Annotated in this window: 1 protein-coding gene and 1 pseudogene; both read right to left on the reverse strand. The window is 76.6% G+C overall.

Translation table 11 applies throughout. The annotated features are described in order from the left end of the window. A pseudogene (locus KDL01_RS40770) lies at positions 1 to 209 on the reverse strand (hypothetical protein); the annotation flags it as partial. Beyond that, positions 206 to 1,947 (reverse strand): DNA polymerase Y family protein (locus KDL01_RS40775; protein ID WP_307846806.1); only part of this gene is annotated, 1,742 nt, incomplete at its 5' end. The gene KDL01_RS40775 and the pseudogene KDL01_RS40770, both read right to left, overlap by 4 nt.

Below are 1,947 nucleotides of genomic sequence, written 5' to 3' on the forward strand. Positions count from 1 at the left end.
AGGCGGAGGGATGGTGGGCGGGCGGACGTGTCAGGGCCATCAGACGTGTCGGGCGCGGCGGGCGACTCGAGCGCGTCCGGCGAATCCGGCGCATCCGGCGCGTCCCGCTCCTCCAGGTCGTCGTCCGCGAGTTCGAGTTCGCCGTGCCGGGCCCAGGACAGGGTGCGGTTGAGCTCCCGCCACGGCATGATCGGATTGTTGAAGCTCACTGATACACCCCCTCCACCCGCCAGGCTCCGCGCTCGAGTGCGAGCAGGAAGGCGCGGCCGTCCGCGACCGACAGTTGCAGTCGGGCGCGGCGGCGGACGGCGGCGGACCAGGGGCGCTCGTGGTACGGCCAGGGGCCGGCCCAGCCGGTCACCGGCAGCCGGTCACCGTCGAGGACGAGGATGGCGGGGCGGGCGGTCAGCCGGGCTCGGCCGGTCACGCCGACCTGCTCGCCGCGCGGGTCGAGCAGGTCGACCGGGTACGGTTCGTCCGGCACCAGCGCGGGCGCCGGCGGCGGTACGGCTCCGGGCCACGGCGCCGCGGGGTCCTCGGCGGGGCCGATGGACGGGGTCTCGCCCCAGGGCAGTCGTCTGATCCGGGAGCCCGGATCGCGCCCGCCGGCCTCGTGCAGCAGCGCCACGCCTTCGTGGCCGAGCATCGCCTGGACCCGTTCGGCCACGCGGCCGACCCGGTCCGGCACCTCCTCCCGACCCCACAGCGTCTGCTGGCTTCCGGTGTCGGTCTGCAGCGGGCCGGGGACCAGGCGCAGGCAGACGACCGGGTCGACGGGGAGGTCGGAGCCGGCGTCAGGTCCGGCATCGGACCCGGTATCGGACTCGGCGTCAGAAGAATTGGGCCCGGACCTGGATCTGGCGCCCGAATGGTGGGACGCGTCGGGCACGCCGGGGGCCGACCGCGTCCGCCATCCGTCGAGTTGCCAGCGCACCCGCTGGGCCAGGGCGGAGGCGGACAGCGTGGCGCCGAGCGCGTCCCCGTTGCGCCAGGTGCGCACGCTCTCCCGGCCGCTCTCGGTGATCAGCTCGATCCGTACGGCGGCGCTGGTCACTCCGGCCGCGGCCAGGATGGCGCGCCAGCGGTCGGCCAGCGTCTTGGCGGCGAAGACCACCGGCTCATCCCGCTCGGCGGGCAGGTCGAACACGTACTCGGCGCTGAGGTCCTCACCGGGCCGACGCGCGGCGGGCGGGCGCGGGTCGAGGCCGCGGGCCAGCCGGTGCGCGAGGGTTCCCAGCACGCCGAACCGGTTGGCCACCGACCCGGCGGGCAGGGCGGCGAAGTCGCCGAGGGTGCGCAGGCCGAGCCGTTCGAGCAGTTCGGTCAGCTCGGGCAGGTCGAGTACGTCGAGGGAATGGGGGGCCAGGAACGCGGGGGTGGCGCCGGGCGGTACGACCAGCGGTTCGTCGACGGGATGGCGGGCGGCCAGGCAGGCGGCGAACGCGCCGTCCGCGACGGCGACCCCGCAGCCGAGCGGCTCGCCGGCCGGGGTGCCCGCGTCGGCCACCGCGACGCGCACGCGGGCGGCCAGGATCGCCTCGCCGCCGTGGTAGCGGGCGGGGCCGCGGGCGGCGAGGACGATCAGCCCGGGGCGCACCACCTCCACTCCGGCCGCGAGGTCCTCGACCGCCTGGACCACGGGCTCGAAGCAGAGTTCTTCGGCCCGTTCGTCGCGCGGATAGAGGGTGAGTTCGGGGCAGTGCCGCTGCGCGTCGCGCACCGCCTGCCCGCGTCGTACCCCGGCGGCCCGGGCGGCGGGCGAGCAGGCCAGCACCGTGCGACGGGCGCCGTGGCCGGTCAGGACGGCGGCGGGCGTGTCGGGATCGGCACCCACGGCGAGCACGGGCCAGTCCGGGCACCAGATGGCCAGGACGCGGTCGGCGGAGCCGGGTGTGACGCGGGAGGTGGAAGCGGGTCGGTGGGCGGAGCCGCGGACCGGGGCAGGGG

Source organism: Actinospica durhamensis (assembly GCF_018139695.1).
Lineage (GTDB): Bacteria > Actinomycetota > Actinomycetes > Streptomycetales > Catenulisporaceae > Actinospica > Actinospica durhamensis.